General features: G+C 36.4%; 13 protein-coding genes. 6 read left to right on the top strand and 7 right to left on the bottom strand.

The window, feature by feature from the left end:
• Positions 1–56 precede the first annotated feature (56 nt).
• Positions 57–485 (bottom strand): hypothetical protein, encoded by a 429-nt coding sequence (locus LZF87_RS08030; RefSeq protein ID WP_244338326.1) that lies wholly within the window; start codon positions 483–485, stop codon positions 57–59.
• A 358-nt stretch (positions 486–843) separates the two neighbouring features.
• Between LZF87_RS08030 and folE the strand changes: the two genes are divergently transcribed.
• The 5 genes from folE to LZF87_RS08005 all read left to right on the top strand — a co-directional run bounded on the left by folE (position 844) and on the right by LZF87_RS08005 (position 4943).
• A complete protein-coding gene (folE, locus tag LZF87_RS08025) occupies positions 844–1515 on the top strand; it encodes a GTP cyclohydrolase I FolE (RefSeq protein ID WP_244338324.1) in 672 nt (223 codons plus the stop codon).
• Between the two features lie 31 nt (positions 1516–1546).
• The gene (gene cysS / locus LZF87_RS08020) at positions 1547–3025 is read left to right on the top strand and encodes a cysteine--tRNA ligase (RefSeq protein ID WP_244338322.1); all 1479 of its coding nucleotides are present in this window, start codon (positions 1547–1549) and stop codon (positions 3023–3025) included.
• 67 nt (positions 3026–3092) lie between these two features.
• A complete protein-coding gene (yidD, locus tag LZF87_RS08015) occupies positions 3093–3317 on the top strand; it encodes a membrane protein insertion efficiency factor YidD (RefSeq protein ID WP_244343767.1) in 225 nt (74 codons plus the stop codon).
• Positions 3318–3402: 85 nt separating this feature from the next.
• A complete protein-coding gene (gene lgt, locus LZF87_RS08010; protein ID WP_244338320.1) occupies positions 3403–4329 on the top strand; it encodes a prolipoprotein diacylglyceryl transferase in 927 nt (308 codons plus the stop codon).
• 62 nt (positions 4330–4391) lie between these two features.
• A complete protein-coding gene (locus LZF87_RS08005) occupies positions 4392–4943 on the top strand; it encodes a zinc ribbon domain-containing protein (RefSeq protein ID WP_244338318.1) in 552 nt (183 codons plus the stop codon).
• A gap of 555 nt (positions 4944–5498) precedes the next feature.
• Here the strand turns inward: LZF87_RS08005 and secDF are convergent.
• The 4 genes from secDF to gyrB all read right to left on the bottom strand — a co-directional run bounded on the left by secDF (position 5499) and on the right by gyrB (position 12561).
• Complete coding sequence (gene secDF, locus LZF87_RS08000) at positions 5499–8465, bottom strand: protein translocase subunit SecDF (protein ID WP_244338316.1); 2967 nt, start codon at positions 8463–8465, stop codon at positions 5499–5501.
• A gap of 139 nt (positions 8466–8604) precedes the next feature.
• Positions 8605–9540 carry a malate dehydrogenase gene (gene mdh / locus LZF87_RS07995; RefSeq protein WP_244338314.1) on the bottom strand — a complete coding sequence of 312 codons (936 nt, stop codon included), beginning with the start codon at positions 9538–9540 and terminating at the stop codon, positions 8605–8607.
• A 74-nt stretch (positions 9541–9614) separates the two neighbouring features.
• On the bottom strand, positions 9615–10649 hold the full coding sequence (locus LZF87_RS07990) for a DUF6588 family protein (protein ID WP_244338311.1): 1035 nt from the start codon (positions 10647–10649) through the stop codon (positions 9615–9617).
• On the bottom strand, positions 10621–12561 hold the full coding sequence (gene gyrB / locus LZF87_RS07985) for a DNA topoisomerase (ATP-hydrolyzing) subunit B (protein WP_244338309.1): 1941 nt from the start codon (positions 12559–12561) through the stop codon (positions 10621–10623). The genes LZF87_RS07990 and gyrB overlap by 29 nt, the downstream gene beginning before the upstream one ends.
• A 310-nt stretch (positions 12562–12871) precedes the next feature.
• On the opposite strand from gyrB, the gene LZF87_RS07980 reads away from it, so the two are divergent.
• On the top strand, positions 12872–13312 hold the full coding sequence (locus LZF87_RS07980) for a hypothetical protein (RefSeq protein WP_244338307.1): 441 nt from the start codon (positions 12872–12874) through the stop codon (positions 13310–13312).
• Between the two features lie 358 nt (positions 13313–13670).
• Here the strand turns inward: LZF87_RS07980 and LZF87_RS07975 are convergent, their stop codons facing one another.
• Both LZF87_RS07975 and LZF87_RS07970 read right to left on the bottom strand, forming a co-directional pair.
• A complete protein-coding gene (locus tag LZF87_RS07975; RefSeq protein WP_244338305.1) occupies positions 13671–14660 on the bottom strand; it encodes an MBL fold metallo-hydrolase in 990 nt (329 codons plus the stop codon).
• Between the two features lie 107 nt (positions 14661–14767).
• Positions 14768–15604, bottom strand: coding sequence for a helix-turn-helix domain-containing protein (locus LZF87_RS07970; protein ID WP_244338303.1), 837 nt, complete (start codon positions 15602–15604; stop codon positions 14768–14770).
• Positions 15605–15858: the final 254 nt, after the last annotated feature.

The raw sequence follows: 15858 nt of genomic DNA, 5'->3' as shown, positions 1-15858 counted from the left end.
GTCTTTAGGAAACATAAGGAAATCAAAAAAAATAGTTTTTTTCATACGCTATCGGTTTATAGTTGGACTGGGGTAATTACTAAAAGATGATCAGTTTCTCCTAAGCTGTATAATTCTTTGCTTTCAGGAAACATAGGGAGATCATCCTTTAAAGGTTTAAAAGTTGAAACTGTAACTTTCAAGTCTCTTTCAAGTTTCGGATTGTATATATTATGAGGAAAATCAAATACAGACTTAAATTTTTTAACTCTGTACTCAGGAACAAAAACAGTACTTAGTCTGTTTCGTAAAAAATCGGTTATCATTTCCAATCTTCCACTAAAAGATGTATGCACAAGTTCATCAGTTTTGTCATGAAAAACTTCTGGGATAAATAATCCTATCTGTCCATCAGAATACTTATGACTTTGATTTTTATTACTGTTTGATTGTGCTGAAATTGTTAACGCGAAAAAAAGTAGAATTGTGACACCTAATTTTTTCATAGCAGATGATTTGGGTTATAATTTATTTTGTTTTGAAATTTTAAAAACACGTCATAAATAGCATGTATGAATTAAATACTATTAATTTATTGTTAAATACAAAATTTCTAAAATTTTATGGAAAAAATTACTAATTTACTAGGTAATCGATTAAATACTGATAAAATCGACAAGCAAACCAACTATAACCACAACTATTGACAAGCATTTTCCAATAAAACAATGTATTTTTTTGTTAAAATGAACACATCAAAATGTAGCCTATTTCATCTGTTTTATTAAACATTTCAACCATAACAGGCATTTCATATTAATTAATTATCTTTGCGTGGTAACTTTTTAACACAATACATCCATAATGATTCACAACGACGACTTGAACGATCCATTAGGAGAAAACCATATTGGCACAAGCGCACAAAATCCATTACGTTCTGATGCTTTCGATAAAACAGATGAAGAAAAAATAGCCCTTATAAAAAAGGACGTTGAAAGCATATTAATTACGTTGGGTATGGACCTTACCGACGACAGTTTAAAAGGCACCCCTAACCGTGTAGCTAAAATGTTCGTGAAAGAAATTTTCGGCGGGCTTCATCCTAACAAAAAACCAAATTCTTCTACCTTCGAAAACCATTACAAGTATGGAGAAATGCTGGTGGAAAAAAACATCACTATTTATTCTACCTGCGAACACCATCTTTTGCCAATTGTGGGACGCGCGCATGTAGCTTATATCTCCAGCGGGACCGTAGTAGGTTTATCCAAAATGAACCGACTGGTGGATTATTTTGCCAAAAGACCACAGGTTCAGGAGCGTTTGACCATGCAGATTGTTCAGGAATTACAGAAAGTTCTAAAAACTGATGACGTTGCCTGCGTAATCGATGCAAAACACCTTTGCGTAAACTCACGCGGTATTCGCGATATCGAAAGCAGCACTGTGACTGCCGAGTTCGGAGGAAAATTCAAAGAAGAAAAAACGCGTCGTGAATTTTTGGATTACATTAAATTAGAAACAACGTTTTAATCATCAAATACTATTTAATCAATAGATTTATATGCACTTATACCAAAATCAGACATTAAAGATTTACAATTCACTTTCTGGTGAAAAAGATGTTTTCAATCCGATCCATGAGGGTCAGGTAGGAATGTATGTCTGCGGGCCAACCGTATACAGCAACGTGCATCTTGGGAATTGTAGAACTTTCATTTCTTTTGATTTGGTATACCGCTACCTTAAACATTTAGGGTTTAAGGTACGTTATGTCCGTAATATTACCGATGTAGGTCACATTGTGGACGATGAAGACGAAGGTGAAGATAAAATCGCTAAAAAAGCCCGATTGGAACAAATCGAACCGATGGAAGTGGTACAGCAATATACCGTAGATTTCCATCAGATTTTAGAGTTGTTCAACAATCTTACACCGAGCATTGAACCAACGGCAACCGGACACATCATCGAACAGATTGAAGTCATCAAACAAATCGTCGATAACGGGTATGCTTATGAAGTTAACGGTTCTGTATATTTCGATGTAATAAAATACAATGAAACTCATAATTACGGAATATTAAGCGGACGTAATATTGAAGATATGATTGCCAACACACGCGATTTGGACGGACAATCAGACAAAAAAAATCCTCAGGATTTCGCGTTATGGAAGAATGCCGAACCAGAACACATCATGCGTTGGCCTTCACCGTGGGGCGACGGTTTCCCGGGATGGCATTTGGAATGTACCGCAATGAGCACCAAGTATTTGGGCCAACAATTTGATATTCACGGAGGCGGAATGGATTTGAAATTCCCGCATCACGAATGTGAAATTGCACAAAACGAAGCTTGTTCAGGACATACTCCTGTAAATTACTGGATGCACGCCAATATGCTTACCCTAAACGGAAAGAAAATGGCTAAATCCACCGGAAACAATATACTTCCGAGAGAGTTATTTACCGGAAACAATACCGTTTTAAGCAAAGCCTTCTCGCCTGCCGTGGCGCGTTTCTTTATCTTGCAGGCACACTACCGAAGCATTTTGGATTTTTCGGATGATGCTATCCTGGCTTCTGAAAAAGGGTTCAACCGATTGATGGAAGCGATAGACAATTTAAAAGACATACAGGCCGGTGCAACGTCAACTTTGGATATTGCCGCATGGAAAAAAGGATGTTATGATGCCATGAATGACGATTTTAACAGCCCTATCCTTATTGCGCAATTGTTTGAAGCGGTTCGTTACATCAATTTGATGAAAGAAGAAAAAGAAAGCCTGAACGCATCGGATCTGGAAACATTCAAAAAAACCATCCATGCATTTGTTTTTGATGTTTTAGGACTTCAGAATGAAAAGGAAATTGCTGCGAACAACGATAAACTGGAGGGAGTCATCAACATGTTGATCGGTATGCGAAATGAAGCCAGAGCCAATAAAAACTGGGGATTATCTGATGAAATCCGCGACAAGCTACTGGAATTAGGTATTCAGTTAAAAGACGGAAAAGAGGGAACTACTTTCAGTTTATAATTCACAATCGATATAAAAAAAACACTAAATGATGAAGCCTATTACTTCATCATTTTTATTAAGAGCAATGTTTAAAAAAATAATCATTTTCCCTTTCGTATTGCTGGTACGGTTTTACCAAGTGGCGATTTCACCCTACACGCCGGGTGTGTGTCGCTATACCCCAACCTGCTCGCAATATACAATTGAAGCCCTTAGGAAGCACGGAATTCTAAAAGGCGGATGGTTGGCCATAAAACGCATAGGCAGCTGTAATCCCTGGGGAGGCAGCGGCTATGACCCTGTCCCATAAAATTTCTGATTAAATTAACCTATTTTTAGTCCCTCACTATCTATCATTTATTAAATTTACCGACTTTAAAGAAAATACGCTCAATATGACACACGCATTACATATGATCTGGAATCCTTCCGAAGGAATTGATTTAGGTTTTTTCATGATCCGTTATTACAGTTTAATGTTCATCATAGCCTTTGGACTGGGCTGGTACATCATGAAGCATATCTATGAAAGAGAAGGTATATCTCTGGAAAAACTGGATTCTTTATTCATTTACACTGTATTTGCTACATTGATCGGAGCACGTTTAGGACACGTTTTCTTTTACGACTGGGACTATTTTAAGAACCATCCGGAAGAAATCTTACTTCCTTTCCGATTCCAGCCACAATTTGAATTTACAGGTTTTGCAGGATTGGCGAGCCACGGAGCTGCGATTGCAATCATTCTGACGATGTATTTCTACAGTAAAAAAATCATTAAAAAACCAATTCTTTGGATTTTAGACCGAGTTGTTCTTCCAATAGCCAGCGGTGGTATTTTCGTGCGTTTGGGGAATTTCTTCAATTCGGAAATCGTTGGAAACCAAACCGATTCATCACTTGGAATCCGTTTCATCAGAGACCAATACACTCCGAGGGAAGCCATGCAAAGCACCGGAATGCAAAACGCAAACGATGCTTACAAAGCAATCGAAACTAATCCTCAGTTTACCGAATTACTGGACCATGTGGTAGCAAAGCATCCAACACAATTATATGAAGCTTTCGGTTATGTTTTCGTTTTTGCCATACTGTTCTATATGTATTGGAAAACTGATGCCCGAGAAAAACTGGGCTATATTTTCGGAGTGTTCCTTGTATTGCTTTGGACGGTTCGTTTCGTAGTGGAGTTTTTAAAAGAGAGTCAGGGTGGTTTTGAGAGCGCTCTGGGCATTTTCTCTACCGGACAGTGGTTGAGCATACCTTTTATCCTTGTCGGCTTTTATCTGATCTACAGAGCAAAGTATCAGAAGCAGAGTTAATTTAGGATTCTGATATTTGATGTTTGCAAAAAAAGAAAGTATGAAACTATAAACATTAATCAATGAAAAACCAATGTTCAAATTGCGAAGCAGAAAATAACGCAACTTCTAAATACTGCTCAATCTGCGGGTATAAATTACCAATTATTGAAATCAATAATGGATTGAACACAATTGAACAAAAGAAGGATATTACAGTTAAAAAGAAGTTCAATCTAAAAGCGTCTTTAGGTTTTGCGGTTGGATTTATAGTAGTATTTTTTACAACTCAGGCTTTATTTAAACCTTCGATAGATAAAGAACTTGCAGAAGTTGCCAATGAAATGAACAAAACTTGTCCAATGAAAATTGACCAGTTTACTACATTAAAAAACACAATGGCATTACCAAATAAAACTATACAGTATACTTACACTTTAGACGAAATAACAAAAGCTGAAGTAAATATGGATACTGTAAAAAAATATGTTTTTTCAGGTCTTCTGGAAAATGTAAAAACCAATCCCGGCATGAAGCTGTTCAGAGATAATAAAGTCACCTTAAACTACTATTATATGGATAAAAATGGAGTTTTTGTAACTGAATATCAAATAACACCTGAAATGTATGAATAATCAAAAACCTCATACTGACAAAGGTTTCTTGCGGGCAGGATTATAGGCTATACTCAAACTCCCTTTTTACATATTCAACTTACTGATAAAACAAACTAAAAGGACAAAAATCCCAAAGACCAGCTTTGGGATTTTTTATGCTTAAACGGAATCTATAACAGAAAACAGCACCCTGTATTGACAATGCTTTTTCCCATTACAGCGTTTAAAAACCCCCTCAAGACTAAATTACCTCTTCAAAAGGGATTGATTCACGACAAGGATTTTTTAGTTATTTTTCTTTTACAAGACACAACTGCTTCTCGATGCCATGTGCCTGCTTTACAAGTTTTAATCAGCTGAGCTGCTTTCCAAAACCACAAACCGTTCCAAAAATTCAAATAGACTACCGCCTACCCCTGACCGCAGTGAAAATCCTTCTCTTTGTTCTTTCAACAAAGAGAAGATTACAGTGAAGGGCAGGATTTACATTTCCGGAAAAGCCCTGACGATTCGGTTCTAAAATAAAAAAAGCCCCACATACTGTGAGGCTTTTTATATTGTATGAGCATTTAATTATGCTTCTACTTCTCTTTCAGCATTTGCTTCAGCGTGAAGTCTTTCTACTTCTTTTTTATCAGATTTCGGCATAGTATCCACCAATACCGGAGTTGCGATAAATAATGAAGAATAAGTTCCTACAACGATACCTACCAACATTGCGAATATAAATCCGCGGATAGACTCACCTCCAAATACGAACATGATTCCTAATACGATAATCATCGTTAATGATGTATTGATCGTTCTTGATAATGTTGTATTAATTGAATCGTTTACAATCTGGTTGAAATCACCTTTTCTGTTTCCTAAGATGAACTCACGGATACGGTCGAATACGATAACTGTATCGTTCATTGAATATCCGATAACCGTTAAGATCGCAGCGATGAAGTGCTGATCCATTTCCATGTGGAAAGGCATGAATTTATACAACAATGAGTACAATCCTAATACAAAGATAACGTCGTGTGCCACAGCCGCAAGTGCCCCCAATGAATATTGATACTTACGGAACGATACTGCTAAGTAAAGTGCAACCACTAACATTGCTCCGATTACAGCCCAGTAAGAGTTCGTTTTGATATCATCAGAAACCGATGCACTAACTTTTGTTGCCTGAACCACTCCTAAAGTTTTACCTTCTGCAGTATTGATGAACTGATTGTACGTAATATTGTTTGAATAATAACCTTTCAAACCGTTGTATAATTTCTCGTTTACTTCTTTATCAACGCCTACACCTTCTTGCTCAACTTTATATTTCGTGATAATTCTCATTTGGCTTGGATTACCAAATTCTTTTACCTCTACGTTCACTCCGAATTCTTTACCAAGTTTTTCAGAAACTTCAGTTGGGTTAACCGGTTTTTCAAATTTCACTTGGAATGTTCTACCTCCTACGAAATCAACACCTTCATCCAAGCCATTAATTCCGAAAGAAATACAGCTTCCGATGATAACGATAGCAGAAATCATGTAAGACCATTTTTTTACTCCGATGAAGTCAAAATGGAAGTTTGTAAACCAGTTTTTAGACAAACCAGTAGTGAATGTTAAATTTCTTCCTGCAGCAATATCTCTATCGATGAACATTCTCGCGATGAAGATAGCTGTGAATAATGATGTGAAGATACCAATCAATAAAGTAGTTGCAAAACCTTTGATAGGCCCTGTACCGAAGATGAAAAGGATCAAACCTGTAAGGATGTGCGTTACGTTCGCATCAATAATGGAACGCATAGCTCCTCTCCAACTGTATGATTCGATTACCGACTCACCTAATGATTTTCCGGCACGTAATTCTTCTTTAGCTCTTTCGTAAATAATGATGTTCGCATCTACCGCAGTACCCATTGTTAACACGATACCGGCAATACCAGGTAATGTTAATACAGCACCTAAACTAGCCAAGATACCGAATAAGAATAATAAGTTCACTAATAATGCAACGTTAGCATACCAACCTGCTTTACCATAGTAAACAACCATCCATAAACACACTAACAATAAACCAACAACCGAAGACATGATACCGTTATCGATAGCTTGTTGTCCTAATGACGGACCAACAACCTCAGATTGTACGATCTCTGCAGAAGCCGGTAATTTACCTGCTCTTAAGATGTTTGCTAAGTCTTTAGTTTCAGTTACATCAAATACACCTGAAATTTCAGAACGTCCTCCTGCAATTGGTCCAGAAGAAACTCCCGGTGCTGAATAAACGATGTTATCCAATACAATTGCAATATTACTTTGTTGTGTAAATGCTTTTCCAGTTAATTCTTCCCATGCTTTAGCACCTGAAGCGTTCATCTGCATAGTTACAGACGGTCTTCCCATTTGGTCAAAAGACTCAGAAGCATCTGTGATTACTCCACCACTTAGAGGAGGCACACCTTCTCTGTTTGTTTTAAGAGCATATAATTCAACGACATCCGGAGTTTTAGAACTTACTTTACCCCAAGCGAAACGAGCGAAACGCTGTTCTGCAGGCAATAAAGAACGGATGTCAGCTCTTTTTAAATATGCATTAACTTTTGCTGTATCTTTTGGATTGAAATAAGCCAATACCGGACTTCCTTGTTGTCCACCACCTGTCATTAAATCCAATAATGGGTTGTTTCCTTTTTTAACGGCTGCAGAATCATTTGCTTTAGACGTTAATAAAGAATCGATATCAGAAGTCTTTGGAGCTACTGTACCTACAACTGGTTTTTCAGTTTTCTTTAAAACTTCATTAGCTGCCATTAAGAAGTTAGCAATCTCATCTGTTTTATAAGTTTCCCAGAATTCTAACTGAGCAGTACTTTGTAATAACTTTTGGATACGGTCGATATCTTTAGCTCCAGGAAGTTCTACTAAGATTCTTCCAGACTCTCCTAATTTTTGGATGTTAGGCTGAGTTACACCAAATTTGTCGATACGCTCTCTTAATACGCGGAATGCACTTTCTACAGACTCAGAAACTTTTTTTCTGATGATGGTTTTAACCTGCGCATCTGACATTGTAAAATTGATCTCACTTAAATTTCTGTTAGCGAAAATTTCTGGTGAAGACAATTTTGTTGTTCCGTTTGAAACCTGATCAAAAGCAATGAAGAAAGCATCAAGGTAATCCTGATTTCCTTCTCTGTTTTTAGTTGCTTCTGAAATCGCTTTGTTAAAAACCGGATTTTTTGAATTGTTTGCCAATCCTTTCAATACGTCTTTAACCGAAATTTGAAGGATTACGTTGATTCCTCCTTCAAGGTCAAGACCTTTATTGATTTGTTTTGCTCTTACGTCATTAAAAGTATGACCTAAAAACACTTTTTCTTTACCAATAGAATCTAAGTAAAACAACTCTTTTTTAGAGTCGCCATTCGCGAATGCCTTTGCTTTACTTTCAATATTATTGGTAACAACCGTGAAGGAAAGCTGGTAAATACTTACCAATGCAAATAAAATTGCAAAAAATTTAATGAGTCCTTTATTCTGCATTATTACTAAAAATTAATTATTCTTTTTTCAAAAACGAGCAAATATATACTTTACCAATATATCTACCAATTTATTTCTTAATTATATCATAAAAAAAAGACTGCCCTTAGCAGCCTTTCTTTTTATTGTATTTAAAATATTACGCTAAAACTGTTTTCAGATCGGCATTCATAGCACGAACGGCTTCTGCACTTTTAGCAAATGACGTCTTTTCTGCATCGTTCAATTTTATATCAACGATAGATTCAACTCCATTTTTACCAATTATACAAGGAACTCCCATACAGATATCGGACTGACCGTACTCACCTTCAAGATAAACTGAACAAGGAATCATTTTTCTTTGGTCATTTAATATACTATCTACAAGATAAGCTACTGAAGCTCCGGGAGCATACCAGGCCGAAGTTCCCAACAATCCGGTTAATGTTGCCCCTCCCACCATCGTATCGGCAGCCACTTTATCCATTTCTTCCTGAGAAAGGAATGTGGAAACCGGTACACCGCAATAAGAAGCCAGGCGCGTTAACGGAATCATGGTCGTATCACCGTGACCGCCGATAACCATTCCATCCACATCTGCAGACGGTTTATTTAACGCTTTCGACAAATAATATTTGAAACGGGAACTATCCAGTGCTCCACCCATACCGATAACTCTGTTCTTAGGCAGGCCTGTCGCTTTTAAAGTCAGATACGTCATTGTATCCATGGGATTGGACACTACCACAATAACAGCATTTGGAGAATGTTTCAACACATTATCCGCAACACCTTTAACGATTCCTGCGTTGATCCCAACAAGCTCTTCGCGGGTCATCCCCGGTTTTCTCGGAATACCTGATGTAATTACCACCACATCACTATTGGCTGTTTTTGAATAATCGTTCGTACTTCCTGAAACTCGCGTATTAAAACCAGTTGTAGTAGCACATTGGGAAATATCCATGGCCTTACCTTCGGCAAAACCTTCTTTAATATCCAGCAAAACTACTTCACTGGCAATTCCTCTATAAGAAATCACATCTGCACAGGTAGCACCCACATTTCCGGCACCAACTATAGTTACTTTCATAATTTTATATGTTTTTTTGGTTGTTTAGTTTTTAATAGAAGTTAAATATATTAAAATAACCAATACTAAACATATTAAAATTCATATTGGACAGAAAAATTGGTATTAACAAATTTCCCAAATCCTATAACCGGCTGCAAAAACACTTTTTTAATCTGATATCTTCCCGAAATTTCACCAATGACATTAGTTTTGTTTTTGGATATTTGCTCCAATTTCTTGTTCAAAATATCCTGAAGCGGAATAATCTCTTCAATCTCCCCTTTCTCTCCCCCAACAATGTATTTGAATTCACTGGTATTAACAATCAGTCCGCCCATTAATTCAAAGTTCTTGAACTCTTTTGAGCCATTCAGCTGAAACTGCCAGGTATCCACCAATCCATTCAAGCGATTAATCCCCAAACTTCCGAATTGGGTAGGAATAGAAATAAAATCAAAGCTGATATCTTCTTTGGAATAAGCCACTAATCCGGAGAAATGGATTTTCTTAGACTCCAAACCTTTAAAGTACTGACTCACATTATGTTTTAAACCAAAACCATAGACTTGGTAATCCCCTCTTTTAAGTTTTGTTTTTGGGGAATATTTCACCACAACCTCAGTGCCATACCACAATGCTACCGAGCCTTGCAAATACGGGTAGAAAATAGTTTCCTGATTAACTCCCTCAGGCGTTTTCAAACGGATTTGCTCTCCATCCAACTCACCAACAAGATACACTTGGGAATCACCACCCAATGCAGTCGGCACAGTTGCGGAAGTTGCTCCGCCTTCGATCTGAAAAAAGGAAAAATCACTGTTTTTAATTTCAAAACTTCTGTCGTGTTTCGGAACAAAGAAAATATTCGAATGCAAACCCAATGTCACATCCCATAATTTTCGTTTTTTAGGTGAAGTAATCCAACCAGAAGCGGCCTGATAAACGGCCGCATCTGTAGCTGGAGTTATGTATTTGTCGGAATAAAACAAGGCGTCATTAAGTAAGTTTTCGACATCCTGAAATGTATTCCCGGATTGCGCTTTTATTCCATTGGAAAAGAACAAAAAAACAACAAGCAATCCTGATACTATATAAGATTTACGCATCAATCTTAGCGTAAGCAGCATTTTTTTCAATAAATTCTCTACGTGGCGGAACCTCGTCTCCCATTAACATAGAGAATACGCGATCTGCTTCAGCCAAACTGTCAATTCCAACCTGACGTAACGTCCGGAATTCCGGATTCATCGTGGTTTCCCACAACTGCTCCGCGTTCATCTCTCCAAGACCTTTATAACGTTGGATATTGGTTCCACCGCCCAATCTCTCAGAGATTGCATCACGTTGCGCATCTGTCCACGCATACTCTTTCTTATTTCCTTTCTTCACCATATATAAAGGCGGAGTGGCGATGTATACATAACCATTCTCAATCAATTCTTTCATATAACGGAAGAAGAACGTCAAAATCAGCGTAGAAATGTGACTACCGTCCACGTCGGCATCACACATGATTACTACTTTATGGTAACGTAATTTCTCAAGGTTTAACGCTTTACTGTCTTCTTCAGTACCGATGGTCACCCCTAAAGCAGTAAAAATATTGCGGATTTCCTCATTCTCAAAGACTTTGTGATGCATCGCTTTTTCCACATTCAAGATCTTACCTCGCAATGGCATGATTGCTTGGAAGGCACGGTCACGCCCTTGCTTGGCAGTTCCACCCGCCGAGTCTCCCTCAACAAGGAATACCTCACATTTTGCCGGATCCTGCTCAGAACAGTCAGACAATTTACCCGGTAATCCACCGCCACCCATCACGGTTTTGCGCTGTACCATTTCACGGGCTTTTTTCGCCGCATGACGCGCCTGAGCTGCCAAGATTACTTTCTGAACGATGATTTTCGCATCATTTGGATTCTCTTCCAAATAATTCTCTAACATTTCAGCAACCGCCTGAGAAACTGGAGAAACAACTTCTCTGTTACCCAATTTGGTTTTAGTCTGTCCTTCAAATTGAGGCTCAGATACTTTCACCGAAATAATAGCCGTCAAACCTTCACGGAAATCATCTCCTGAAATTTCAAATTTCAATTTATCCAACAACCCGGAAGCATCAGCATATTTCTTCAACGTACGGGTTAATCCCATACGGAAGCCTTGTAAATGCGTACCTCCTTCGTGTGTATTGATATTATTTACATAAGAGAAAATATTTTCAGAGTAACTATCATTATAAATCAAAGCTACTTCAACCGGAACTTCCCCTTTTTCATTTTCCATGCTGATTACGTGACCAATAATTGGCACACGATTACCATCAAGGAACTTAACGAATTCTTTCAAACCTTCTTTTGAGTGGAATGTTTCCCCTACAAAATTCCCGTCTTTATCCGTTTCTCTTTTATCTGTCAACGAAATCGTAATTCCCTTGTTAAGGTACGCCAACTCACGCATACGAGCCGCTAACGTATCATAAGAAAACTCTAAGGTTTGCTGAAAAATAGTTCCGTCAGGCTTAAACCAAACCGTTGTTCCGCGCTTGTCAGTTTCACCAACCTGCTTAACCGGATACATCGCCTTACCTCTTTCATACTCCTGCTCGTATATTTTTCCTTCTCTGAAAACCGTTGCTTTCAAATGATCGGACAAGGCATTAACACACGAAACACCTACCCCGTGCAAACCTCCAGAAACTTTATAAGAATCTTTGTCGAACTTTCCTCCGGCCCCAATTTTGGTCATTACAACCTCAAGAGCAGAAACTCCTTCTTTTTTATGAATATCTACAGGAATCCCTCGACCGTTATCTTCAACAGAAATCGAGTTATCCTCGTTAATTGCTACATGAATAGTATCACAATGTCCGGCTAATGCTTCGTCAATCGAGTTATCTACTACCTCATAAACCAAATGGTGAAGTCCACGAACCCCTGTATCACCAATATACATCGAAGGACGCATCCTTACGTGCTCCATTCCCTCAAGCGCCTGAATACTGTCTGCCGAATAATTGTTTTTCTTTACTTCTTCGCTCATAATCTATATTCTGAATGTCTATTTTTTTTGTATAACGAGCAAATATATGAAATTGAAGATGATTTTACGTTAAAATTCAGCAAACCTAGCCCGTAAGTTATCAACAAAAAAAGCGCTATTATTAACCTTATTTCGATTGTTAATTCATTTAAACCTTAACCCTTTACCTCAAAATTTCTGTTTTCCATTTGAGTACGGATTTCAAATTTACACTATTGGAACCGAAGAAAAATAGTATCAAAGCCTGATTATAATCAATTCTTTAAAAAAATATTTCTATATTTACATGTAACATTTTAACATAAAAAGTATGAAAAAGTCAATATTGCTATTTGTTTTTGCATTATTCTTTAGTTATGCAAATGTTTTTGGACAAGCCAGAAGTGAATTAAATTTTGGTCTTGTAGGCGCTAATTATGAAATTCCTGTTCATAAGGATATTACGATTGCTCCCGGTGTCGGAACAGACCTGGATTTTGATTGGTTAAATCTGGGAGTAAAGGGGAACTATTATTTCGATAATGTATTTGGGATTTCAAATGATGCTTGGGATGTTTATGGTGGAGCCAATTTGGGATACGCTATTTTCACGGGAGACAATGACAACAATGACAATGATGACGACATTAATTTAGGTCTTCACGTTGGAGGGCGTTGGTTCTGGAATGACAAATGGGGTGTATATCTGGAACTTGCCGGCGGAAGTACTTCTGGTTTTTCTCCCGGAATTGGATTAACCGTGAAGTTATAACTTATATAATCCTGCAATACATCAGAAGACCTTAAAATGGATTTCAGTACATTTTTTCCTTTTCATAAAAACCAAAAAAACATAAAATTGATTTAAGAGCTTTAAAATGACTTTCCAAAAGTGGTAATTCACATAAAAAAGCAATAAAAAAACCTCAACAGTTTAAAAACTATTGAGGTTTTCTATTATGTTATACTTTTTTCGGTTTCATAATGTTTTTTCTAAGGTTTCTCACTACCAATAAAAATACAAACCTCAATTGAGATTATACAAACATTAAAATCTCCAATAATTTTCAAGCAATTCAATTTATTTGAGCCAATACTTTCCTTTATTTTTTTACATTTTATTTATCTTTTTAATTATCTTCCTTAAGTTCAATTTTCAAATCAGGAAGCGCTATTGGCGTTTCAGTCCACTCAGCATAAAAATGAGCAATTTGAAAAGGAATAAATACATTATTGTCCCATGTTGGCTCTGATGCAAGAAGTTTAGACTTTAATATTTTAATTATTTCTTCCCTTGATTTACCCAAATCGATTTCTTTTTTCACTTCATTTTTCACCATCACCAGATAATTTTCCACATAATCTAATAATTCAGAGCCTCCCACATCTCCATGTCCCGGAACAACAATTTTAGGCGACAACGCTTTAACCTGTTTTATTACTTCTATCCATTCTGAAGGCTTTGTGTCTTTGTCAGGCATAATTGGAAAAAAGCGATCTTCGACTAAGTCTCCCATAAACACAACATTGTCATCTTTTACAAAAATAACCTGATCTCCCAAAGTATGAGCTGGCATTTCATAAAGTTCAACTTCTTTTCCTCCCAAGTCCAATACTTTTTTACCTGAATAAACTTCATCTACTTTAGGTAGCTTTGTATTTTGAAGAACTGTACGTTCAATCTCACCAAAACTGTTGAACATTTCCAAATATTCAAGTCCTTTTTGGTTAAGTTCATCAGATTGCAATTTATTCATAAGAACAGTAGCCCCACCTTCGTTAAAAGCACTGGCTCCAAAACTATGTTCAGGATGAAAGTGGGTGGTAGTAAGGAAAATCTTCCTCCCTTTTGCTATTTTCTTTGCTTTTTCAAAAACTTTTTTACCATTTTTTGGTCCCATGCCAGCATCTACAACCAATACAGCCTTACTTCCTTCGATAATTGCTATATTGGGCACATAATTAATCCTTGGGTCAGGGATAAGAGTTATGTTTTGAGTTAATTTATAAGATTTATTAACCTGAACTTCTGGCAAACTTCCTGTTTGCAATTTTTTTAATTGTGCCACTATTGTATTGTTAAACATAATAAATAAGAGAAAAACTTTTAAAATTTTCATATCTAATTAAGTATTTGATTATCAATAGCAAAAATACTAGTATTTTAGCAAATGAAAATTGCAAAAACCTGCAATTAAGCTATAAAAACCTTCTTGTTTTTATACTTTTATGCTTTATTTTTTAAATAAAGCTGCTTAAAATGGTTCGGGGTAAAGCTTGTTTGTTGTTTGAAAAAGTTGATGAAATGGGCAGGCTCTAAAAATCCAAGTTCGTATGCTAACTCCTTAACCAATAGTTCTTCCGTAAGAATAATTCTTTTGGCTTCCAGAATAACCCTGTCTACAATATATTGTTTGAGATTTTTACCACTATGTTGACTTAAAATACTATTTAATTTCCGCGGCGAAATATTGAGTTGGTTCGCATAATATTCTACTTTTTTTTCTTCTTTGAACTTTTGTTCAACTAGCAACATGATACTAGAGATCATCTCTTGCATCGATGAATCTACACTAGAAATTTCAAAAAGTCCCTCTAAATTGATTAATAAAGCAGCGATATAATGAAAAAGCAAATCTTGCTTTCTTTTACCATTGTATTCGTTTTCAATCAAAAGCATTAGTTGTAAAAACAAACCTTTATTCGATGATACTATAGCCCTATAAAAATCATGGCTATAAGTGAATTCATGAGCTCTTGGTACCATACTATGAAAGTACTCTTTTGAAATAGCCAATGCATATCCTTGTTTACCATCTAAGTCCATTTGGTGAACTTGGTTTGGGGTAATCAAAAGAATCTCGCCATTTTCAATTTCATAATTATTAAAGTCAAGAAAATGAGAAGAATGATCAACTACATTTGTAAACCATAAAATTTCGAAAAAATTATGTCTGTGGATATTTACGAAATAGTTAGGGTTAGCATTCTCTATTCTTGTAATGACACAAAAATCCAAATCATCTAAATTATGTGTAGATATTTCGTTTACAACCTTCTTCATAACAACATTTTATCATTTAATAATTCACTAAAAAATTAATCATTTTATTTAATCAAAGTTTTTCAAGAATTTAATGCATGAAATCTACTCGCTGCTCAAAGCTTCTGACTGACACCTCTACAAAAATAAAAATTAAATAATCAAGAATAAAACTCGTTCTCTTGACAAATTCGTAACAACATTGAAAATGCTACAAACAAAAAAACCTCAACAGTTTAAAAACTATTGAGGTTTCAACTTCCGATTCAGCGAAG

The organism is Flavobacterium enshiense, assembly GCF_022836875.1.
Taxonomy (GTDB): Bacteria; Bacteroidota; Bacteroidia; order Flavobacteriales; family Flavobacteriaceae; genus Flavobacterium; species Flavobacterium enshiense_A.
Note: the sequence above shows the minus strand (reverse complement) of the source record. Positions and strands in the feature narration are given on the sequence as shown.